The organism is Sphingobacterium sp. UT-1RO-CII-1 (assembly GCF_026711005.1).
In the GTDB taxonomy this organism is placed as follows: domain Bacteria; phylum Bacteroidota; class Bacteroidia; order Sphingobacteriales; family Sphingobacteriaceae; genus Sphingobacterium.
This window is the reverse complement of the sequence record NZ_JAPPVJ010000002.1, coordinates 100180-120745: the sequence shown is the minus strand read 5'-3', so window position 1 is coordinate 120745 and position 20566 is coordinate 100180. Positions and strand designations below refer to the sequence as shown.

Here is a 20566-nt window from a genome sequence, read left to right as displayed (position 1 = left end):
TTTATCATCCAATAAACGTCTAAATGGTAGCTATAACTTAATATTTAAAGCAGAACTAAACACAGAATACGGGCATAAACTAGAACTTATAGTCCTCTATAACACCTTCTCAAATGCTTTACGCACACCGTCCCTCAAGATAACTTCACCACAATATGTATATCCTAATTTTTCTAAAATCCGAAGCATCCCGGCATTATCGAAATTGGTATCCACCTTAACGCTATGAATATTGTTTTTCATTGCAAAGTTTTCAATGTGTTTCATAATCGTTTGTGCTAGTCCCTTACCTAAATAATTTTCTGAAACAGCAACCCGATGACAAACAACAAAATCACCATCAGTTAGCCATTTACCGTCTATATTCGCATAAGCAGGTTCGTCATTTATCAAAATAGCCGTATAACCAATGATCACATCGCCAATAGTTAACACGTAACCATGGCCTTGGACAATATCATTTTCAACTACTGAAAGATTAGGGTAACCATCTTGCCATTGCTGACTGCCATCCTCCCTCCTTCTTTGAATAGCTTTTTCTAATATGCTCCATACTTGAAGACCATCTTCTTTAGTAGCCTGTCTAAAAGAATATTCCATAATATTAATTTTTTGATACTATAATAATACGCTGTGTTTCATAAAAAACACATTTAATAAATATACTACATCATCTCTAAATGATCTACAGTTAGAAGGATGAAAATAAAGGTTTAATATTTTATTCACAGAATTATAATACAAATTTAAAATAACCAACAAGCAGGATTTAGCTTTGTGCTAATCTTACTTATATTCCTCCGATAGCCATAAAATTGCTATATTACCATTTATCATAGCAAGACTAGTCTTGTTTTTATTTTTATATTAAATTCTATTAATTAGTTTATGGCTGGACACAGTAAATGGGCTAACATAAAACATCGAAAAGGAGCTCAGGATAAGAAAAGAAGTAAGATTTTTACGAAAATTATAAAGGAAATTGCTGTCGCAATTAAAGAAAACAACAGCAACGGTGACCCAGATACAAACCCCGCACTGCGGAATGCTATAGCCAATGCTCGAGGGGTAAATATGCCGAAAGACAATATAGATAGAGCTATAAAAAAAGCTACAGGAACTGATGCGGATAATTATGAACAGATGAGTTTTGAAGGTTATGGTCCGCACGGGATAGCGATATTTGTGGAATGTATGACCAACAATACCAATCGAACTGTGGCTAATGTACGTTCTATATTTAATAAAAATAACGGATCTTTAGGGACTAATGGGTCTTTGGAGTTCATTTTTGAAAGAAAAGGCGTTTTTACTATCGAAAAATCAAATCTGAATTGGGACATGGATGATCTACAGTTGGAACTGATAGAGGCAGGAGCTACAGATTTTGAAGATGAAGAAGATATTTTTGTAATTTATTCTGCATTCACAGAATTCGGAAGCATGAATAACAAATTGGAAGAGTTAAAAATAGAAGTACAGAATGCTGAATTACAACGAATACCTCTTAGTACTTCCAAGTTAGAGTTGGAACAAGCTAAAGATATTCTTAAAATAATTGATGCATTTGAAGAGGATGATGACGTGCAAAACGTGTTTCATAACCTTGAATTGACAGATGACTTGCTAGAACTCCTCGCCTAACATTATTTCCTCCCTAAATTTCTTATACTTTAGGGAAGGAATATTTTTTTACCATACACCACTTAACGATTACACTAAAAAAAAATAGTTTTTTCAGAACCGGCTTCTTAGCTCAATAAAATTGCTTTATCTTTGTGCAGATTAAGGTATAGATGTTTGAACATATTTTTTCCATTGACAACGAGAAAACTTTTAATAATGTTTGCCTAGAAGTTTTTGACATTCAAAAAAACGATTGTGCAGTATATGCAAAATACCTATCCGCTTTAGATCAAAAGCATAGCCATCCCAAACATTATACAGAAATTCCTTTTCTACCTATACAATTTTTTAAATCGCAGGATGTAGTATCATCAAGTCAAAATGCGCAGATCACATTCACTAGTTCTGGTACAACAGGTATGCTAAATAGTAAACATATAGTGACTGATTTAGCTTATTATGAGAAAAGCTTCCGCAAGTGTTTCTATGAATTTTATGGGGATGCAACTGACATTGCTATACTTGCTTTGCTTCCGAACTATTTAGAACGTGAAGGCTCTTCTCTTATCTATATGATAGACGATTTGATTAAACAAAGTAATCATATAGAGTCAGGGTACTTTTTATACAACCATGAAGATTTATATCAACGGTTAATAAACTTGAAGAGCAAGGGGACTAGAACATTGCTAATTGGAGTGACTTACGCCCTATTGGATTTTTGTGAAAATTACACTGTTGATTTTCCAGAGTTAATCGTTATGGAGACAGGAGGCATGAAAGGAAAACGAAAAGAACTGATTCGTGAAGAATTGCACACAATTTTATGTGACGCTTTTAGTGTTACGACTATTCATTCTGAGTATGGAATGACCGAACTATTGTCTCAAGCATATTCTTATGGTAAAGGCTTATTTAAAACACCAAATTGGATGAAAGCACTTTGCAGAGATACGAACGACCCGTTGAGCTTAGTACCTTTTGGGAGAACAGGAGCTCTAAATATAATCGATTTAGCTAATTTTAACTCCTGCTCATTTATTGCTACAGATGATTTGGCTAAAAACTATGAAAATGGAACTTTTGAAGTAATAGGTCGTTTTGACCAAAGTGAAATACGCGGTTGTAATTTACTTGTACAATAGGTTACCTTAATGTCGGATCATTAAATGTATTTCCTAAATTAATATCTCCTGTCTCATAACCTTTCTTAAACCAATATACACGTTGCTCAGATGTGCCATGTGTAAAAGATTCAGGGTTTACCTTTCCGTAAGCTTGCTTTTGTAAATGATCATCTCCTACAGCAGCAGCAGCTCGCATACCATCAATAATATCTTGATATGTAAGTTCTATGTCGCTGTATTTCTTTAAATTATGAGCCCAAACACCAGCGTAAAAATCGGCCTGCAGTTCGGTCATTACAGAAATCTTATTATATTCTTTCTCTGATAAACGTTTTCGCATTTCATTGGTTTCTTTTAAAGTGCCCAAGACGTTCTGAACATGATGACCAACTTCATGTGCTATAACATACGCTAAGGCAAACTCACCCTTTGCACCATATTTCTCTGCTAGCTCTTTGTTAAAACTTAAATCTAAATAAATTTTTTGATCAGCAGGACAGTAAAACGGTCCAAAATGAGATTCACCATAACCACAACCTGCAGTTTGAGTCCCTTCTTGATAAATTATCGTTGTTGGTATGGGGTATTCTAAACCTCCTTTACGAAATATAGCTTGCCAAACGTCCTCTGTGCTGCGAACAACAACATCAGTAAATTCAAAAAGCTTTTCTTCTTCAGGAGTGGAGACATACTCGGTATCTGTCGACGCATTTAATGTGCCTTCTTGCAGTTGGTTTAATATTTGGTTAGGATCTCCACCCATCATCAAACCTATAATTAAAACAATTATACCACCTATACCTCCCAAAGCAAGTTTCTTCCCTCCCTTCATTCCCCTACGATCTTCTATATTACCGCCTCTACGAGCTCCTTGCCATTTCATATCTCTAAGTTAAAGTTTGTTCAAAATTACTGAATTATAGTCATAATAATAAATCTAAAAAAACTCCTCTACGATCAATAATGTATTTGTAGAAAAAAAACTATACGAAAAAACATTTATTTTCAGTATGCGATATTATAAAGTCAAACCATTAGGATAGAGCAGTCGTATTACTATGTATTGCGCCTAAACAGAAGGTTATAAAAGTGTTCTTCGTTTCGGTCCTTTTATTTCAGAACATGTAAAAGCTGATACGATTGCCGATAATTAATATTCTCAGAAAAAAAACGTATTTTCGCAGTTAAATCAGTTACTTATGTCAATAGAATTACAACTCCAAGAAAGAAGTGGAAACAAATGTGAATTATGTAATGCAACGGAGCAGTTAAAAGTATATGAGGTTCCCCCAGTAGAGCAACTGACCATTGACAACGTAATTCTCGTGTGTAACACTTGTTTTGATCAAATTGAGAAAAACGAACAATTAAACCCAGATCACTGGAAAATTCTTTCCGAAACTATGTGGTCTGAATATGCAGCTGTGCAAGTAGTGGCTTGGCGAATGCTTAGTCGCCTACGTGGCGAAGCCTGGGCTGCTGATAATCTAGAAATCTTATACTTAGATGAAGACAACTTAGAATGGGCTAAGAAAACAGGAGATCACGAGCAAGATGGAACTGTCGAATTTCATGTAGATAGTAATGGTACTCGCTTATATGAAGGAGATACGGTGGTGCTAATTCGTACATTAGATGTGAAGGGGTCGACGCTATCTGCTAAACTAGGAACAGTGGTTAAAAATATTCGTTTAGATCCTAACAATGTAGAGCAAATAGAAGGTCGCGTTGAAGGTCAAATGATTGTTATTTTAACAAAATTTTTGAGAAAAGGCTAATTAAACTTATAGGCATACAACACTTACCGAGTGTTGTATGTTTCATAGATATGGCGTACATGCTCCTGTTCGGCAGCACCTTTCTGAATAGCTCGAATTCGGTCATCGTCATTATGTATTTGATTTTCTTGGCGTTTTGTTTTCCAAATATGTGTAATAGCAAAACGACCGATCGTCGTTTTTTCCAAGCCTAGCAGTTCACAAGAATATCCACCTAAAAGATAATGATTGTAAAAAAGATGAATTTCTCGCATCATCTGACGCATTAAGCCTGATTTGGGATACTTCGCTAAAACAGGTTGCTCCTGTAAGGCTTTTGCAAGCTTTTTGCTGTCGTCATCACCAGCTCGTTGTGTCATCGTCCAATAATAAAGTGCTTCTATAGCTTCTTCTTCGCTATTGGGTAAAAGATGTACCGGAATTCCCAAGATGTAACCAATATATTTCCAAAAATGAAAAAGCCCGTCAATTTCTTGCTTACTGGGACGAATGCCCATGAGACGTAAACCTACTAGAAAAACAAGTGAAAACCCCAAATTGGTAGCTAACATATCCCAGATATTGATAGGGAGTCCCCACCTTTTACTATCCCAGTCTGTCTTATCCAGTATATTAACCCTTGCATAGGAATGGATAAGCCTCGTTCTTATCAACTCGACAAAACCAGCTTTACCCCATGATAAATTTCCTGGTTTAGTAACTTGCACCCAAAATTCCACCGTATCTACCAAGCGCTTAACCGCACCTTTACTGAGGGCTCCTGTATAAATCAAAGGTTTATTAATAGCTGCTGATTCATACCCTCCCATTAAACAATAATCCCGCAAAACAATCATGGACGTCAATCCGGGACGTTGACAGAATTCTTGGCCAATTGCTAGACGTTCCCAATCTAACCAGTCAGGTTTTAAATCGAGTGTATCAAAAAAAGTAGAAAAAAATTTGTGCCTAACGTTATAAGAGGTTGGATTAGCTATAAAACTCTTCAAGGCTTCATCTGCCTTTCTGAAGCCATCTTTTAAAAACACATCCAATATCAATTGATCACCTATTCGATCCCATTCATAAAAAAGAGGAATAAACTCTTTTGATTTCACTAAATCTGGTTTTTTAGCTAGGCGATCTAATAAATTCACGCCAGTTCCATGCTGCCAATAATATGCAAAAGAGGATGTATTTTCTGTATATCTATATGGTATATCCAATGCTTTTAATTATCTAATACCCAATTAAAATAGCTGGCTTCTGCCCTTACTGTTTCTTGTAAATATTCGAATTTAAAATCAATATAATCTTCCGAACAGTTTCCAAAATCCGAACAACAAAAAACACGATCGATATTAAACTTTAAACGGAACCCACCAGTTTTTGTTTGCTCATCATAAGTGAAAAAATGAACCTTCATTGCTGATATTTCGGGACTACCATCTTTATCAGCTAAATTATCAAATAAAAACTCTTTTAACCGATGTAACTCCAGATCTCCTAGAAGAGACAATAAAACATCCGGATTGGAGGAAATTCCATTAAATATTATACGAGGAACGATAATAGAAATATTTATTTTAGCTTGCGTAGTCATAATCTAAAATTTTTTGATATTGTTTGGCCTGTGGAAAATGTTTTTTTAATAGATCCATTTCATCTTTATCTTCGAATGCTATCAGTTTACTAATAGCCGAAAAAACTATGTACCCTAAAATATCTTTGGAGTATATATGTAATTTTTTATCAAAAATAAAACTGTTATTACTATATATAAAAGCATTTCGATGTAACATCCTAAGCTTTATTGGAGGAAGTAAACAGGAGAAGTATTCTTCCCAGTGCGCTATTTGATCTTCAATAAACTGTTTAAGTAATGCTTGTATAATATGATCTTTTTGTCTACTCGAAATTACGCCAGAATAACTAGAACATTTGATCTTGCCATTGCTTATACAAGGAACAGCTATTGTTTTGCTAATTTCAACCAACCACCTTCTATCAAAAAGATCCCAATACTCATTACTACTGAGCTGAGCCTGCTGTTGCCCCTTCGCTAATAATATGTTCTTTAATGTCCATACGGCTTCCTCTTTTGTTAGCCTACTTGGTAAACAGACGATTTTCTTTCCTTCAGTCCAATATTTGACAAGGGGTTCATCCACAGCCGAAACCTGTATTTCAATCTCTGTGCCGTCTATATTCCAATTCATATTAACAAATTAAGCAATTTATTCGGTTATTTAACTTGTTTACTTACATATTAACGGTCTACTTTTATTAAGTTTGTCTAGTAAACACTATAAAACAAATTTAACGCATATGAAATTCTCATGTTTAATAAACTACAAACACAATGAGTATTCCACATAAGCACTAAACAACAAATTATTCACATATGAAAAAGATTCTTGCTATGGCAGTGTTACTTACTGCCTCTGGAAGCGCTCTACATGCACAGCAGCAGGCGATAAATCTTTCCTATATGGACACGAATGTACGTCCTCAGGATGATTTTTACAACTATGTCAATGGAAATTGGATGAAAACAGTAGAGATTCCGTCTGATAAAGCACGCTGGGGCTCTTTTGATGAACTTCGTGAACATACAGACGTCGCTGTTTTGAAAATTTTAAAAGAGTCACTAAATCAAAATTTCGAAAAAGGTAGTGATGGGCAAAAAATTGCTGACCTGTACAAGTCGTATATAGACTTTGATAGCCGTGATCAAATCGGTTTAGCCCCGGTAAAACCATATCTAGATAAAATAGATGCAATTAATAACTTAAATGACCTTTATAGTTATTTACTAGAAGTTGGCCCAGAAGGTGGAAACCCTTTTTTTGGAGGCTACGTTTACGCTCATATGAAGAACAGCGATGTAAATGCTGTTTATCTAGGCGGTGGTGGTCTAGGTTTAGGCCGTTCATACTATCAAAAAGTGGATGATAAGAACACAGAGACTTTAGCACTATACTCGGACTTTGTGTCGGCTTTGTACACAAGAACAGGGCAAATGACCCGTGATTTGAAAGGTCCTAAAATTGTAGCTTTCGAAAAAGAAATCGCTTCATACCTAAAAACAATCGAGGAATCCAGAGATGCACAGAAAAGATATAACCCCGTAGCTGTAAGTGATCTAGGTAAAATCGTTAAAAACATTGATGTAGCGAAGTATATTAAAGACTTAGGCTTTACAGCCGATACAGTTATCATTAGTGAATTAAAGTACTACGAAAATTTAGATAAAATTATTAATACAGATAACTTATCTCAAATAAAAGAATACCTAAAGTTCAATATTATGAACGATGCAACAGGGTATCTAACGAAAGACTTGGATGAGTTATCTTTTGATTTCTATGGACGAAAACTTCGTGGACAGCAAGAACAGCGGGATCTAGAAAAACGAGGTTTAGAGTTTGTAAATGGTACAGTTGGCGAATTATTAGGTAAACTGTACGTTAAAGATAATTTTCCGCCTGAAGCTAAGCAAGCTTGTGAAGAGATGGTACAATACCTTATCAAATCTTTTGATATGCATATCAATGATCTAGATTGGATGTCCAGCGCTACTAAAGTTAAAGCTCTAGACAAGCTTTCAAAGTTTAAAGTAAAAATAGGTTACACCGACAAATGGAAAGATTATTCTACTTTAGAAGTCGGAAATTCATTATTTGAGAATATCCAAAAGATAAGCCGTTGGTCTTTTAATCAAAACTTAGCTAAACAAGGTAAACCTGTTGACAAGTCAGAATGGGGCATGACGCCGCAAACAGTGAACGCCTACTATAGCCCTTTGTTTAACGAGATTGTTTTCCCTGCAGCTATCTTACAAGCTCCCTTCTATGATTATAAAGCAGATGCCGCTGTTAACTTTGGTGGTATTGGTGCTGTTATAGGACATGAGCTTTCGCATGGATTTGATGATTCTGGTTCGCAATATGATGGTAACGGAAATTTGAACAACTGGTGGACAGACGAGGATAAAGAGAAATTTGAAGCGGCTACAGATGCACTTGTTGCGCAGTTTGAATCTTATGAGCCTGTACCTGGAGTTTTTGTAAATGGACGTTTTACCCTGGGTGAAAATATTGGCGATTTAGGTGGCGCTTCGGTAGCATACGACGCTTTAAAAATGTACTTAAAAGATAAAGGAAATCCAGGGCTAATTGATGGTTTTACTCCTTCTCAACGCTTCTTTTTATCTTGGGCAACAATATGGCGTACTAAAACCACAGATGAGTTTGTGATTAACCAGGTCAAAACAGATCCGCACTCACCAGCTCAATACCGTGCCTTTGCTCCTATCGTGAACATTGATGCTTTTCACGATGCTTTCGATACAAAACCGGGAGATAAGTTATATAAAGCTAAAGAAGATCGTATTAAAATTTGGTAGTTTTTTTTAATATTTTATGATAAAAAAAGGGGATATAATGTCCCCTTTTTTTATCATAAAATATTAGGAAATTTTAATACAAAACTAAATATCAAAACTCTTCGTAATCATTGGGCAACAAATTAGACACCTTATTGTACCACCCCCAAAAACCACTCATCATCCACTGCATACCAGGAGCATAGTTCCCGTACTCGTCAATCATTATTTTATCTACATCGACTATAATCAATTCGGTGTGGGGAGTATTTCCTCCCGACTGTGCAACATAATTTTCTTTACCAATTATCCCTTCATTAAGTACATGAATATAGTCTGTATATCTTATAGCTTTATGTCCGTTTTCTGTTTCCATTAAAATATCCTCCTCCCGCATAAATTTACTAAGTACACTAAAGTACTCATCCTCTCGAGAACGCTTTCTCAATTCTTGCACATCTTCTTTACTATATTCTTGTTGACTATCATAATAAGACTGCCAGCTAGAATTATACTTTTGTGTTACAGACATACCAATAGTTTTTAATAGGCTATCTGCCCTCCTCTTTTCTAAATTTGGAAACTTCTGTAATTTGCGTACAACATAACCATCTTTTAACCAAGACTTCTGATAGATACTTCTCACGAAACGATTAAGAGAGTTTTGATAGGCGGTACGTCTATTTTCAATCACTGATCTATTGTTTTTTGTCTCTTCGAAAAATGAACTACCCTCAAACTGTACCATATTTTGATTAAAGTAGGCGGTAAAACTGACCAAATCGTAAGTGATTTTGTAACCTAACGCTTCGTTTTCTATATGTAGAGGTTCAATAGCACTTACATTAAGAATCTTATCTTTTTCATTATAACGAAACCTCAAAACCTCCGTATTCTTAATTTTGGTTCTAAACGCATTTTTACTGAGTCCAATAAAGTTCTCGTGAAAATAACGGCCCCACTTTGCCCAACCATTCTGATCATAGGCTGTAACAACAATCTCTTCAATTTCTTGAATTCTTTCACTAAGGTATAATATATGATAGCTTTCTTTATTTACAAACAGTGGTTTAGTCAAAACATCGTAGCCTATATTTGAAACAACTAACTCGATATGACTATCGTTTGCTGCATATACAGTAAAATAACCTGCGCTATCTGCTTGTGATTTTTGTGTCGTATTATTAATATAGACAGTAGCATAAGGAAGTGGAGTCTTATGTATAGCATGCAGCACTTGTCCCCGAATCGGAGTCTGACCGAAAACAGCTATTCCGAACATGAAAAAGAAAACAACGACTACGTATAATTTGTAAGAAAGAATCTTCATTTACGAAAATTACGTAAATCTACGCTGATTTCAAACAAGTAAATGAATATATTAAAAAATAAAAAATGGGTATTTCAATTATAAACTATTTACTTCACATCCATTTCATCAACATAATCCTTGTTTTCTTCGTAATCAGCCACCATTAAAGTAGCATAATCAGGTTTTTCGCCTCGACCAAAACGTCTGCCTAAGCTGTCGAATATGGCATAAACGACAGGCACAACGACAAGAGTTAAAAATAATGAAGACAATAGACCGCCCATAATAACAAGAGCTAATCCTCGGTTCATATCTGCACCGTCTCCTGTTGCAAAAGCGATAGGTACCATACCTATTGCCATAGCAATAGTGGTCATTAAAATAGGTCTAAAACGCGCATGGTTTGCAGATATTAATGCATCGTATGTACTTGCGCCTGCATCTTTTCGATGGTTTGCAAAATCGACCAACATAATAGCATTTTTTGCTACCAGACCGATAAGCATAATTATACCCAAAATTGTAAAAATATTCAATGTCTGGTTAGCTAATGCTAAAGCAAGTAAAGCTCCGATAAAAGATAAAGGAATGGAAAACAGAACGACAAAAGGAGTGACAAAATTATCGTACAATGCAACCATTACCAAATAAACTAAGATAATAGAAGCTAATAGAGCTACACCTAAAGTACCAAAGCCTTCTTCTTGATTTTCCATATTACCTACCCATTTATGAGAGACACCTGCTGGCAATTCTTCTTTTGAAAACTCAGCTTGCCATTCAGCGGCAACCGTTCCTACAGGGCGACCAACTACCTGGGCTTGAATAGAAACAGCTGGTGATTTATCCCGACGTTCTAGCAGTGTTGGACCAGAAGTATAGGATACATCAGCAAATTGCTCAAGCTTAACGGCCTGTCCGTTTTGATTAATAAACTTAAGGTTTTGTACATCAACAAGATTTCCTCGCCCAATTTCGTCGTAGCGGATATTGATATCATACTCGGTATCACCAGCTCTAAATTTAGAATCAGTATTACCAGAAAAAGCCGTTTGCATAGTCATTCCGACATTAGCTACTGTAAGTCCCAAGGAGGTCATTTTATCGCGGTCTACTTTAACGCTAATCTCAGGGTTACCATCTTCTGATGTTAATTTCACTTCGGAAGCTCCAGGTATCTTTCTCAGAATATCTGAAAATCGCCGAGCAACTTGTAATGCATCTTCTTGTGAAGAACCAATCACAGTGAGTGACAAGGGCGCTTGTTCCGCTCCCATCAACCCCATATTAACTGTTTTTACTTTTGCTCCCACCAACAGGCTTTCCATTTCGCGCTTCAGTTTCGAGGAGTACACTTTCGTGGATTCTTTCTTATAATGTCCGTCTTCTAAAATAATATGGATTTCAGACTTATATTTTGTTCCAGAGGTATTTATCATTCCATCAGAAGCCTGCCCAACGGTAGTAATGATACGCTGTATTTCGGGCCTTTTCATCAAATGCTGTTCGGCCTGCTGTGTCAAAAAGTTGGTTTGCTCTAAAGAAGCATCTTTATTCATCTCCAACTGTAAATAAAATTCTCCCTTGTCATTTTCAGGAAAGAAATCTGTACCGATATACCCTTTTCCAACCAACATAAACGAAGCAAATAAGAGACCAACAGAAAGTAATAGTGTTAAAACTTTGTTCAATCTACTTTTTAATGCCCATTCCAATAAGCCCGATATGAACGATGTGAGTTTGGATAAGCCCTTCTCAAAACCGTATAATATGCTACCAAATAAAGTGTTTTTATTGATTTGTTCGATTCGTCCCATCCGTGAGTAAAGCCAAGGAACAACCGTAAAAGAGACCAATAGTGATAACAGCGTTGAAACCATTACTGTTACACAAAATTGTCGTAAGATATCAGATACTAAACCAGACGATAAAGCAATCGGTAAGAATACGACCACAATAACTAAAGTGATGGCTAAGACAGTAAATCCGATTTCTTTAGCACCATCGTAAGATGCCCTAATTTTACTTTTACCCATTTCCATGTGCCTATGGATGTTTTCTATTACGACAATAGCATCATCAACAAGAATTCCGACAACAAGTGATAAACCTAAAAGTGACATCAGATTTAAGGTATAACCCAATGCATTTAAAAAAATAAAGGTACCGATAAGTGATAAAGGAATAGCAACAACTGCTATAAAAGCGTCCCGTAAGCTATGTAAAAAGAATAACATAATAAATGCAACCAAGCCAATAGCTATCATCAAATCCTTAATAACATTGTTTGCTGCGTTTAAGGTATAATCTGTTGTATCATTCGCAATAACGATACTTATTTCTTGCGAAGCATAATCCCGCTCTATCTCCGAATTCATCTCTTTTACTAGCTTAGAAACCTCGACAGCATTCGCATCTGACTGTTTGAAAACCTGTAGTAAAATAGTATTTCTTCTATCTATACGTGAGATTTTTTCGACATCTTTAATTCCATCTTGAACATCGGCTATATCCTGTAGACGAATAACAGTACCACTAGGTGTTCGTATAGGTAACTTACGGAACTCTTCTATCGAAGTTATTTTTCCGGATAAACGTAAAGTTGTCTGATTATTTCGTGTTTTAACGTTACCAGTAGGGAAATCCATATTTGAAGAAGCTATTGCCTGCTGCACCTCTAAAATACTTAAACCATACCCTTCCAATTTATCCGGATTTACACTAACTTGAATTTCTCTTTCCTCTCCCCCAATCATGTCTACTTTTGCTACCCCATTAAGTCGTGCAAAAACAGGTTGTATTTTCTGATCAAGTAAATCGTATAGTTCCTTTTCTGAAAGATTGGACGTAACTGATAGATTAATAATGGGCACATCATCTATAGAAAATTTAGATAATGAAGGGGTTTCTACATCATCGGGTAAGTCTGCGAGCACTGCATTTATCTTTCGCTGTGCATCTGTGAGTAAAAAGTTAACATCAGCTCCCGTATTAAGTTGAATCAATATAACAGACACGGATTCCATTGATTTTGATTCGATTTTTTTAACATTCTCTAATGAAGCAACAGCATCTTCTAATACTTTAGTAACAGAGGTCTCTACTTCGGAAGGAGCAGCTCCCGGATAAATAGTTTGTACAGTGATTACGTTAACCTCAAATTTAGGGATAAGTTCATAACCCATTTGTGTATAAGAGAATATGCCTCCTAAGGTTAACATAATAAATAGCACAATAATTATACTGGGCCTCTTAATCGATATTTCAGCTACTTTCATTGTTACCTATTAAAAAATATTACTTAATAATTTCAACGGCATTGCCATCCAATAAATTAATTTGTCCAGAAACAATCACTTGATCGCCAGCTGTTAAACCTGAAGAAACTTCAATATAGTCGCCAAAACTTCTACCAGCTACTGCATTTTTCAATACAGCTTTTCCTTTCTCAACTATGAAAACCTGATTAGAACTAATACTACCTACAAAAGCATTTCTAGGTATCACCAACACAGCCGTTTCTGCAACATCGCCAAAAGAAGCTGTTGCATACATCCCTGCCTTTAAAAGATTGTCTTTACCTGTGCTGACTTCTAAATCAACAGGGAAATTTAAACTTGCATCAGCCTTGGGTGCAATAAAAATAACTCTTCCAACAAAACTTGTATCGGGCAATACAGCTGTTTCTATTTTAATTGTTTGCCCTAACTGCACCTGGGTTATGTTTTTCTCGTCTACAGGTACTCTTAGTTTTAACGTAGAAATATTAACAATTTCAAAAAGCTCTTGCCCTGGCGCAACATAAGAACCCGGCTCAATATTTCTTTTATTTACCACACCTGCGAAGGAAGCGACAATATTTACATCTGAAGCTGTTAATTGTGCAGATTTCAAATTGTTTTTAGCATTTTCCAACTGAAGCTTTACTTGATCGAGCTGCTGCTTAGTAACACCGCCTGTACTGAAGGCACTTTCAAAGCGTTCAAGTTCCGCCTGAGCATTGTTAAATACAGCCTGGGCGTTTGATACATTAACATTTTGTTTGTCACCATCTACAATAGCTAAAGTTTGTCCTGCACGCACTGTGGCCCCTTCCTCTACTAAAACGCGAATAACTTTTCCTGCTGTTTCGGATGATATTTTCACTTCTTGCTTAGGCATAAAAATACCATTAGTCAAATATTGTGCGTTAACCGATCTAACTTTAGCTGTATCAACCCGAACTGCTACAGCTTCATTTTGTACGGCTACAACTGCAGTATCTGCCTCATTTTTAGCTTTGTTTTTATTTAAAACAAACATAATTCCCGCAAAAGCTGCAGCAAGGATCAGTATTGTTATTATTCCGCGTTTCATATGTATATAATCTATCTTTTATGAGTGTAAAGAATGTCTACTTCTATTTACAAGTTTAATCCAGCAAGGATTTTAGATCTCCCTTAGCTTTAAACAACTGTACTTCCGCCACTTTAAAGTTTAATAAGGAGGTTGTATAGTTATTTTGCGCATCTGCATAAGCCTTTTCTGCATCAAGGAGGTCAGTTAATGTAGCAAGCCCATTTTTATAATTATTAGAAGTATCATCTAATACATCTTTAGCAAGATGCACATTTTCTTGATTGGTTTTTATTGTCAATAAACTGTTTTTAATTTGTGCTTTGGCGTTCTCATTACCAAGGCTTAATGCAAGTTTCGTATCAACTAAGTCTACCTGTGCTTTTTTTATTTCAATATCTGCTTGTCTCACTTTAGACCTGATTTCAAAACCACTGAATATGGGAAAAGTTAAATTCAGGCCAATACCTGAAAAATTAGCCCATTTTACGGATGGATGCTTACTAAATACTGGAAATTGCTGACCATAGCCAGTATATCCATATGTCGCATTTAATGACAAATTCGGATAGTATTGCGCTTGCATAGCCTTTTTATTTAGCTCCAACAACTCAATTTGCTTGTCTAGTAACTTAATTTCTGTACGATTATCTAAACTGAACACTTGATTTACAACTTCAGCGTCTATAGTAAATGTCTCTTCAGGCAGAATAATATCTTGTGTAATATTCATACCTATTGCAAATTTCAACGCATTCTCTTGTAAATCTAAAGCATTCTGTAACTGTTGCTTTTGTGCTTTCAAATTATTGATTGCTACAGCAATACGGTCTAGGTCAATTTTTTTAGCTAACCCTGCATCATGGAGTCCTTTAATAATATTATGAGTCTTTTCGGTGCTTTTTAAATTTATTTGCAAGGTTTCCATCTGTAGTTGAGTTTGATACACGTTATAATATGCATCTGCAACTTTTTCTATAAGCTGTTCGTCTGTCAACTGATAATTTATAGCATAAAACTCTTTGGTAGTATTAGCAGCTTTTAAACCAGTGAACACCGACTGGTTAAACAATTGTTGATTTAAAGAAACAACTGGGGTAGATTGCCACTTCTGTCCCATGGTAACCAACATTGTTTCTCCCGGTTTATTCATTAAAGCACCGTCAAGTGCCACCTGCTGTATAATAGGATTAAAAGTTATGCCAGCAGAGACATCTATTTTAGGTAAAGCCCCCGCTCGCACTTCATCTATTTTATTTTGAGCATTCTCCACATCTAGTTTTGCATTGCGAGCTTCTGCCTTGTGCTCTAACGCAAACCTTAACGCATCTTTTAAGGTAATTAATTCTTGAGATAGACTTTCATTAAGTTGAAAAAAAAGCCCAAATACGAAAACACTCCAAAATTTACTTTTCATATTTTATGTGTTATTCTAATACTACAATTAGTATCCTTTCTTTTTTGTCTTATAAACTGTTTATAACTTGGTTACGATAACAGTTAATTTAATTAAGAATTTTACCATTAAAAATAAAGGAGGTAGCATATTTTTGACTTTGTAAAACTGCCTCAACATTACTTACATTTGGCATTCCTGAAATCATATCACCGACACAATTCATTAGACTTAAACCTTTTACAACTTGAACATAGGATGAAGCTGCTTGCTTAACATCTTCAAAATCAACCTCACCAGCTTTCACAGCTTTTGAAAAAAGATCACTCACAATATCTACGTCTTTGGCATGCATTTCCTCCAAGAGTATACCAATACCGTGCCCTTTTATCCATTCTAAATTTTCACTGATATGTAAAATATAATACTCCCGCATGAACTGAGCGTTTAACTCTAACAATTGATCTAAAGAGTTTAATAAATCGCCGTTATAGCTATCTAAAATTTTTAATTCTTCTTTTTCAACCTTAGTTGAGAGCGTAAGCAGCACATCCTTAACCAAGGAGTTTTTATCAGGATAATAATAATAAAGGTTTGCTTTAGTAATCCCTAGATCGACCGCTATCTCACTCATAGTAGTTTTATTAAAACCATAATGAGCAAATCTTTTTAATGCTATTTCTATTATTTGTTCTTTTCTATCATCCATCTTTTCTCCATACTATTTGACTTTCTTCAGAAAACATTCAAAAATATAGAAATAAAATGGTAGCACAAAAGATAGTGTTCCATATTCTATTATTAATATATAAAGTTAAGGTTAACTCAATCAGATATTTGAAGGAGATTCAGCTCCGATATGTCTTAGAAATTTCCGTTTATCAAGTTTATAAAGGCGTGCTGCTCGATAGGATACTCCTTTTTGAACCTCTGCTAGTTCCTTTAAGTAACCCATATTAGCTATTTTTTTTCTAAAGTTCCTTTTATCTAAAACCTTACCTAGAATAGCCTCGTAAGCTTGTTGTAACTGAGTTAAAGTAAATTTTTCCGGTAGCAGTTCATAAATAGCAGTTGAGTAATGCAATGTGCTTTTTAACTTGCTCAGACTTTCCTGAATTATTTGCTTATGATCGAAAGCTAGTTCTGGAAGATCTTCTACGGCAAACCATTTCGCTTGCTTCATATAGTTTGTAACAGGTTTAACTTTTGCGTGTACTTCATCATACTTTACTATAGTTGAAAAAGCTACAGTTAAAATTCGTCCTTGTGGGTGTCTTTTGACACTGGCAAAGGCTCCTAACTGCTCCATGAAAATATTTTTCAATCCTGTATTTTCATATAAAATTCTTTTGACAGCATCTTCCATTTCTTCGTGCATATCGACAAAATAACCTGGCAATGCCCACCAGTCTTTATAAGGGTATTCATTTCTTTCATTAAGAAGTATGTGCAGCTTCCCTTCATTAAAGCTATAAATGACACAGTCAATTGTAAAGTGCGTTTGCAAAATTTTATCCTGTTTTGTTAAATAACTGTTCTCAACCTATTAAGAAATCGCTCAAAGTTCATCAATTATATTATTTTTATCTAAAAAAAGCAAAAAAAATTTAATAGTGTAATAAATACACACTATATTCGTAAAACCTAAAAAATTGTAATCAAGTGAAAGAAATACATAAAATAGGCATTTTTACTTCTGGGGGAGACGCTCCCGGCATGAATGCAGCAATACGTGCGGCAGTCCGCACGGCCTTATATAATAATAAAGAAGTCGTTGGAATTTACCATGGTTATCAGGGAATGATTGATAATACCATGTTTGAGATGGATAGCCGATCTGTTAGTTCTATTATACAAAAAGGGGGAACAATTTTAAAAACAGCACGCTGCACAGCATTTCGGACACCTGAGGGCCGAGCATTGGCTTATGCCAACGTCAAGAAAGCGGGTATTGATGCTTTAGTGGCTATAGGTGGAGATGGAACCTTCACTGGTGCGGAGGTTTTTTCACGAGAATTTGATATTCCTGTCATGTGTATACCAGGTACTATTGACAATGACCTTAGCGGAACAGATTTAACAATTGGTTATGACACGGCAAATAACACAGTTATAGATGCTATTGATAAAATAAGGGATACTGCAGCTTCTCATAATCGACTATTTTTCATTGAAGTTATGGGCCGCGACTCAGGATCAATAGCGCTTAATGCGGGAGTCGCAGGAGGAGCTGAAGCTATACTTCTTCCAGAGAAAGACACAGCTATTGACGAATTAATAGACTTACTATCTACAGCTTTAGAACGTAAAAAATCGTCTATGATCGTTGTTGTTGCTGAAGGTGATAAAAATGGCGGAGTGAGCAATGTTGCTAAACGTGTGAAAGAAAAATTTGATTATTTTGACACAAAAGTTAGTATCTTAGGGCATCTGCAACGTGGAGGCTCTCCTAGCAGTGCAGACCGTGTTTTAGCTACCAGAATGGGGTATGCTGCAGTTAATGAATTGCTCCAAGGAAACACAAGAGCAACAATTGGCATCAGAGGCTCAACTATTGTGAACACGCCTCTTGAAGTAGCACTCAGTAAGAAAGAGTTAAAACTAAATGAAGATTTGGTGCAAATCGCCAAAATTATGACTATTTAACCATAGTTATAATATCAACTTAAACATGCACTATCTTTTAAGTGATCATATAAAATAGAAAAGAATGATTGTAGTTGTTTTTAGTGGTTCTAGATATGCCGATTGGCGAATAGCCGACCGAAACAGAGTCCTTCATGGGTTTCGTACTTCAGGCATAAATTCGTACATACAAGATGAAAGGTATATTTTACAACTTTTAAATAAAAGCACTCATTTGATTAATAATGCCGAGAAAATAAAACGTATTTATTTCTTTGGCGCAGGAGCTTCATCACCGGAGAGACAGAAGAAGATTGAAGGAGTATTTATGCAGTTTTTTAAAAATGCAAGAGTAAAAGCAAGTCACGATGTATTAGCTTCTGCCATTTCAACTTTTGGTGATGAAAAAGGGATAGTAGGGATTCTCGGTAGCGGTTCTAATGCTGCATATTATAATGGTAAGAAGATAATCTCCAATAATTATGGCTTAGGTTATATTCTAGCAGATGAGGGCTCGACAAATTGGTTGGGGAAGCAATTGCTTAAAGATTTTCTCACAGAAAATACGCCGAGTGGTATTCGTGAAAAACTAATTCAAAAGTACAATCTCGAAAGACGGGCTATTTTGGATCGTGTTTATTATAATCCTAACCCCAACATCTTCCTCAATAGTTTCGCTGATTTTATATATGAGAATAAAGAGCATAGTTATGTTGCTCAGCATATTAAAAAGGGATTAGATAAATATGTGCAAACGTATCTTATCCCCCTTTCGGAAACATATCCGGATAGCAAAATAAACTTTACTGGCTCTGTCGCAAATAACTACTCGACATGGCTACGTGAGATCGGCCAAGAGTATGGGTTACAGATTGACACTATACTTAGTGAGCCTGTACAAAATTTAGTAAAATATTACATTAACAAAAACTGATAAAATGAAAATTGGAATTAACGGATTCGGCCGTATTGGCCGCTTAGCTTTCAGAGCTGCTATAAAACGCAGTGATATCGAAGTAGTAGGTATTAATGATTTGGTTGAGCCAGATTATTTAGCTTATATGTTAAAATATGACTCTACACATGGTAAGTTTGATGGAACTGTAGATGTTAAAGACGGTAATTTAATTGTAAATGGTAAAACCATCCGTATTACAGCTGAAAAAGACCCTGCTAATTTAAAATGGGGTGAAGTTGGTGCTGAAGTTATTATTGAGTCTACCGGCTTTTTCCTTACACAAGAATTAGCGCAAAAACACATTGAAGCTGGCGCTAAGAAAGTAGTTATGTCAGCTCCAGCTAAGGATGACACACCAACGTTTGTAATGGGTGTAAATGATAAAGAGCTTAAGGCCGAGTACACAATTGTATCTAATGCTTCATGTACAACAAACTGTTTAGCTCCAATTGCTAAAGTATTAAATGATAAGTTTGGCATCTTAGAGGGCTTGATGACTACTGTTCACGCTGTGACAGCTACTCAAAAAACTGTCGACTCCCCATCTGCAAAAGATTGGAGAGGTGGACGTGGTGCTTACCAAAACATCATTCCTTCATCAACAGGAGCTGCTAAAGCCGTAGGCCTTGTATTGCCAGAGTTGAAAGGAAAGTTAACAGGTATGTCTTTACGTGTTCCTACAGCTGACGTGTCCGTAGTGGATTTAACAGTACGTTTGGAAAAAGGAGCGTCTTATGAAGATGTTAAAAAAGCAATGAAAGATGCTTCTGAAGGCGAATTGAAAGGTATTTTGGGCTATACAGAAGACGATGTTGTATCAACAGATTTCTTAGGAGATGAGCGTACTTCGATTTTCGATGCGAAAGCTGGTATTTCTTTAAATGACAACTTTGTTAAAGTTATCGCTTGGTACGACAACGAGTGGGGTTACTCCAACAAAATTGTTGACTTAGCTCAAAAAGTAGGTAGTTTATAAGAATTAATTAGCTATATAAAAAGGCTTGCCACACATGGTCAAGCCTTTTTTATTGCTAAAACAGCTT

The 20566-nt window shown here is 35.7% G+C and carries 18 protein-coding genes; 7 read left to right on the top strand and 11 right to left on the bottom strand.

Going from position 1 to position 20566, the window contains the following annotated elements; all coding sequences use genetic code 11:
• Positions 1-96: 96 nt before the first annotated feature.
• Positions 97-600, bottom strand: coding sequence for a GNAT family N-acetyltransferase (locus ORI89_RS04410; protein ID WP_268229229.1), 504 nt, complete (start codon positions 598-600; stop codon positions 97-99).
• Positions 601-888: 288 nt separating this feature from the next.
• On the opposite strand from ORI89_RS04410, the gene ORI89_RS04405 reads away from it, so the two are divergent.
• Positions 889-1644, top strand: a complete 756-nt coding sequence (locus ORI89_RS04405) for a YebC/PmpR family DNA-binding transcriptional regulator (protein WP_268229228.1) — start codon at positions 889-891, stop codon at positions 1642-1644.
• Between the two features lie 152 nt (positions 1645-1796).
• On the top strand, positions 1797-2771 hold the full coding sequence (locus tag ORI89_RS04400) for an acyl transferase (RefSeq protein WP_268229227.1): 975 nt from the start codon (positions 1797-1799) through the stop codon (positions 2769-2771).
• Position 2772: 1 nt separating this feature from the next.
• On the opposite strand, the gene ypfJ is transcribed toward ORI89_RS04400, so the two are convergent.
• Positions 2773-3636, bottom strand: coding sequence for a KPN_02809 family neutral zinc metallopeptidase (ypfJ, locus tag ORI89_RS04395; protein ID WP_268229226.1), 864 nt, complete (start codon positions 3634-3636; stop codon positions 2773-2775).
• Positions 3637-3952: 316 nt separating this feature from the next.
• Between ypfJ and ORI89_RS04390 the strand changes: the two genes are divergently transcribed.
• Entirely contained in the window at positions 3953-4531 is a 579-nt protein-coding gene (locus ORI89_RS04390; protein ID WP_268229225.1) for a PhnA domain-containing protein, read from the top strand.
• A 23-nt stretch (positions 4532-4554) separates the two neighbouring features.
• Here ORI89_RS04390 and ORI89_RS04385 read toward each other — a convergent pair whose 3' ends face one another.
• Genes ORI89_RS04385 through ORI89_RS04375 form a run of 3 tightly spaced genes read right to left on the bottom strand, consistent with a single transcriptional unit; the run spans position 4555 to position 6729 of the window.
• Positions 4555-5736, bottom strand: a complete 1182-nt coding sequence (locus ORI89_RS04385; RefSeq protein WP_268229224.1) for an oxygenase MpaB family protein — start codon at positions 5734-5736, stop codon at positions 4555-4557.
• A gap of 5 nt (positions 5737-5741) precedes the next feature.
• A complete protein-coding gene (locus tag ORI89_RS04380) occupies positions 5742-6113 on the bottom strand; it encodes a hypothetical protein (protein ID WP_268229223.1) in 372 nt (123 codons plus the stop codon).
• Positions 6097-6729, bottom strand: a complete 633-nt coding sequence (locus ORI89_RS04375) for a hypothetical protein (protein WP_268229222.1) — start codon at positions 6727-6729, stop codon at positions 6097-6099. The genes ORI89_RS04380 and ORI89_RS04375 overlap by 17 nt, the downstream gene beginning before the upstream one ends.
• 185 nt (positions 6730-6914) lie before the next feature.
• On the opposite strand from ORI89_RS04375, the gene ORI89_RS04370 reads away from it, so the two are divergent.
• Positions 6915-8918: a M13 family metallopeptidase gene (locus ORI89_RS04370; RefSeq protein ID WP_268229221.1), complete on the top strand. Its 2004-nt coding sequence runs from the start codon at positions 6915-6917 to the stop codon at positions 8916-8918.
• Positions 8919-9009: 91 nt separating this feature from the next.
• On the opposite strand, the gene ORI89_RS04365 is transcribed toward ORI89_RS04370, so the two are convergent.
• The 6 genes from ORI89_RS04365 to ORI89_RS04340 form a co-directional block, all read right to left on the bottom strand.
• Entirely contained in the window at positions 9010-10227 is a 1218-nt protein-coding gene (locus tag ORI89_RS04365; RefSeq protein WP_268229220.1) for a carboxypeptidase-like regulatory domain-containing protein, read from the bottom strand.
• Between the two features lie 89 nt (positions 10228-10316).
• Entirely contained in the window at positions 10317-13487 is a 3171-nt protein-coding gene (locus ORI89_RS04360) for an efflux RND transporter permease subunit (protein WP_268229219.1), read from the bottom strand.
• Positions 13488-13506: 19 nt separating this feature from the next.
• A complete protein-coding gene (locus ORI89_RS04355) occupies positions 13507-14565 on the bottom strand; it encodes an efflux RND transporter periplasmic adaptor subunit (RefSeq protein ID WP_268229218.1) in 1059 nt (352 codons plus the stop codon).
• Positions 14566-14620: 55 nt separating this feature from the next.
• The gene (locus tag ORI89_RS04350; protein ID WP_268229217.1) at positions 14621-15961 is read right to left on the bottom strand and encodes a TolC family protein; all 1341 of its coding nucleotides are present in this window, start codon (positions 15959-15961) and stop codon (positions 14621-14623) included.
• 88 nt (positions 15962-16049) lie between these two features.
• Positions 16050-16649 carry a TetR/AcrR family transcriptional regulator gene (locus ORI89_RS04345; RefSeq protein ID WP_268229216.1) on the bottom strand — a complete coding sequence of 200 codons (600 nt, stop codon included), beginning with the start codon at positions 16647-16649 and terminating at the stop codon, positions 16050-16052.
• Positions 16650-16769: 120 nt separating this feature from the next.
• Positions 16770-17447 carry an NUDIX hydrolase gene (locus ORI89_RS04340; RefSeq protein WP_268229215.1) on the bottom strand — a complete coding sequence of 226 codons (678 nt, stop codon included), beginning with the start codon at positions 17445-17447 and terminating at the stop codon, positions 16770-16772.
• A gap of 155 nt (positions 17448-17602) precedes the next feature.
• On the opposite strand from ORI89_RS04340, the gene pfkA reads away from it, so the two are divergent.
• The 3 genes from pfkA (at position 17603) to gap (ending at position 20499) form a co-directional block, all read left to right on the top strand.
• A complete protein-coding gene (gene pfkA, locus ORI89_RS04335) occupies positions 17603-18586 on the top strand; it encodes a 6-phosphofructokinase (RefSeq protein WP_268229214.1) in 984 nt (327 codons plus the stop codon).
• A 64-nt stretch (positions 18587-18650) separates the two neighbouring features.
• On the top strand, positions 18651-19499 hold the full coding sequence (locus ORI89_RS04330; protein WP_268229213.1) for a hypothetical protein: 849 nt from the start codon (positions 18651-18653) through the stop codon (positions 19497-19499).
• Positions 19500-19503: 4 nt separating this feature from the next.
• On the top strand, positions 19504-20499 hold the full coding sequence (gene gap / locus ORI89_RS04325; protein ID WP_268229212.1) for a type I glyceraldehyde-3-phosphate dehydrogenase: 996 nt from the start codon (positions 19504-19506) through the stop codon (positions 20497-20499).
• Positions 20500-20566: the final 67 nt, after the last annotated feature.

Coding starts and splice junctions, on each gene's coding strand:
- ORI89_RS04410 (WP_268229229.1), bottom strand. CDS start 600: ATGGAATATTCTTTTAGACAGGCTACTAAAGAAGATGGTCTTCAAGTA.
- ORI89_RS04405 (WP_268229228.1), top strand. CDS start 889: ATGGCTGGACACAGTAAATGGGCTAACATAAAACATCGAAAAGGAGCT.
- ORI89_RS04400 (WP_268229227.1), top strand. CDS start 1,797: ATGTTTGAACATATTTTTTCCATTGACAACGAGAAAACTTTTAATAAT.
- ypfJ (WP_268229226.1), bottom strand. CDS start 3,636: ATGAAATGGCAAGGAGCTCGTAGAGGCGGTAATATAGAAGATCGTAGG.
- ORI89_RS04390 (WP_268229225.1), top strand. CDS start 3,953: ATGTCAATAGAATTACAACTCCAAGAAAGAAGTGGAAACAAATGTGAA.
- ORI89_RS04380 (WP_268229223.1), bottom strand. CDS start 6,113: ATGACTACGCAAGCTAAAATAAATATTTCTATTATCGTTCCTCGTATA.
- ORI89_RS04375 (WP_268229222.1), bottom strand. CDS start 6,729: ATGAATTGGAATATAGACGGCACAGAGATTGAAATACAGGTTTCGGCT.
- ORI89_RS04370 (WP_268229221.1), top strand. CDS start 6,915: ATGAAAAAGATTCTTGCTATGGCAGTGTTACTTACTGCCTCTGGAAGC.
- ORI89_RS04365 (WP_268229220.1), bottom strand. CDS start 10,227: ATGAAGATTCTTTCTTACAAATTATACGTAGTCGTTGTTTTCTTTTTC.
- ORI89_RS04360 (WP_268229219.1), bottom strand. CDS start 13,487: ATGAAAGTAGCTGAAATATCGATTAAGAGGCCCAGTATAATTATTGTG.
- ORI89_RS04355 (WP_268229218.1), bottom strand. CDS start 14,565: ATGAAACGCGGAATAATAACAATACTGATCCTTGCTGCAGCTTTTGCG.
- ORI89_RS04350 (WP_268229217.1), bottom strand. CDS start 15,961: ATGAAAAGTAAATTTTGGAGTGTTTTCGTATTTGGGCTTTTTTTTCAA.
- ORI89_RS04345 (WP_268229216.1), bottom strand. CDS start 16,649: ATGGATGATAGAAAAGAACAAATAATAGAAATAGCATTAAAAAGATTT.
- ORI89_RS04330 (WP_268229213.1), top strand. CDS start 18,651: ATGATTGTAGTTGTTTTTAGTGGTTCTAGATATGCCGATTGGCGAATA.
- gap (WP_268229212.1), top strand. CDS start 19,504: ATGAAAATTGGAATTAACGGATTCGGCCGTATTGGCCGCTTAGCTTTC.